2 protein-coding genes are annotated in these 1,752 nt (G+C 35.0%); both read right to left on the bottom strand.

All coding sequences use genetic code 11. The features are described 5' to 3' along the window. Window positions 1-290: 290 nt before the first annotated feature. Window positions 291-1,490: a radical SAM family heme chaperone HemW gene (gene hemW, locus ENL20_00855; GenBank protein ID HHE37110.1), complete on the bottom strand. Its 1,200-nt coding sequence runs from the start codon at window positions 1,488-1,490 to the stop codon at window positions 291-293. 10 nt (window positions 1,491-1,500) lie between these two features. Next, window positions 1,501-1,752 (bottom strand): signal peptidase I (lepB, locus tag ENL20_00860; protein HHE37111.1); only part of this gene is annotated, 252 nt, incomplete at its 5' end.

Here is a 1,752-nt window from a genome sequence, read left to right on the forward strand (position 1 = left end):
AATGTGCGAAGCCCTTCGGAATGTTGTGATTCATCCCAATTCAACTCACCCAAAACAATCGGAAGACCTGCGGACATTCCGATGTTTTCTCAACTTCCGAATGTGCGAAGCTCTTCGGAATGTTGGGGATCAATTCAACTCACCCAAAACAATCGGAAGACCTGCGGACATTCCGATGTTTTCTCAACTTCCGAATGTGCGAAGCTTTTCGGAATGTTGGATCTTTTTAACCAACCAATAATATAAAACAACATTCGGAAGAACAGCTAAAGCTGTGCATTCCGAAGTTGTTACACGAATTTCGCAAATATCTCATTCGAGATAAAATACGCTTTCGGAGTTAACCTGATGAAATCTCCGACAATTTCCAGATATTTATTTTCCAAAAACTTTGCAATTTCTTTTTCATATTTTTGGAGGAAATTTTCACCGAATTTTGATTGGAATTCTTTTAGGTTCATTCCTTTTGTTTTTCTTAGCGAGAGAAAAATGAATTCTTTTTCGTGGTCTTCATCGCTTAAACTTACCATCCGGTAACTGCCGGATGGGGAAGTTTTTATCAATCTGAAATATTTATCCAGATCAGCCGGATTCGTATATCTGAAATTTCCTTTTTCAGTTTTCAAATAACCGGAAGCAGCAGGACCCAAACCAAGATATGATCTATCATTCCAATATGAAAGATTGTGTTTTGATTCAAATCCGGGTTTTGCAAAATTGGAGATTTCATATTGCTCGTATCCGGCAGAAATCAGTTTTTCACGGAGCAAATAATAAAAATTGGAAATCATTTCATCGGCGGGAATTTGAGATATTTTTCTAAAAAGAGAAACATTCTTATCCAAACTCAAACAATAAGTTGAAATATGCTCCGGATTCAGCTCTATCATTTTATTCAAGGAAAATTCCACATCGTCAATTTTCTGGTTTGGAAGTCCGTAAATAAGATCAATGGAAATATTTTCAAATCCAGAATTTCTTAATAATTTATAAGCGGAATAAATCTGTTTGGAATCATGAAGTCTTCCCAATAATTTTAATTCCTGATCGAGAAAAGATTGAATCCCCAAACTGATACGATTGATCGGAGTTGTAGAAAGTTTATGAGCAAATTCATGATCGATATTTATTGGATTTGCTTCGAGCGTGATTTCTGTTTCATTAGAAAATTCAAATTTTGATATAATCCTGATTAATTCGTCTGCAGATAATAATGAAGGAGTTCCGCCACCAAAATAGATCGTTGTCGGTCTCAACAAATATTTGTGTTGGTAAATCTTAATTTCACGAATTAAATATGATAAATATTTTTCTTTCAAAGATGGTGAATATTCAACCGAATAAAATGAGCAGTAATTACATTTCCTCAAACAAAAAGGAATATGGATGTAAATATGATTTTTCAAAAAACCTTTTTTGCCACTGACTTTCACAGACTTTATAATGAAATAATCAATTTTAACTTTCTGTCTGTATTTGTCTTGTATCAGTTCTGTGGCTTTATTTTATAAACTTAAAAGTTCTTTCCCAGCGGATTCGTGACTTTTCTTTGAACTGACCTCTTTGTTTGAGAATATAAGACCTGACATCTTTAGTGGGTGGTTCCCCGGTAGAAAACACGATCAAAGAAGGAGTTCCGGTGATCAGATTCCTATCTAAAAATCCCCAATACCGGCTGTCCAGACTCATATCGCGATTATCTCCCATTACAAAATAAGCATCTTCCGGAACCACAAATGGTCCGATATTATC

This window comes from Candidatus Cloacimonadota bacterium (assembly GCA_011372345.1).
Lineage (GTDB): Bacteria > Cloacimonadota > Cloacimonadia > Cloacimonadales > TCS61 > DRTC01.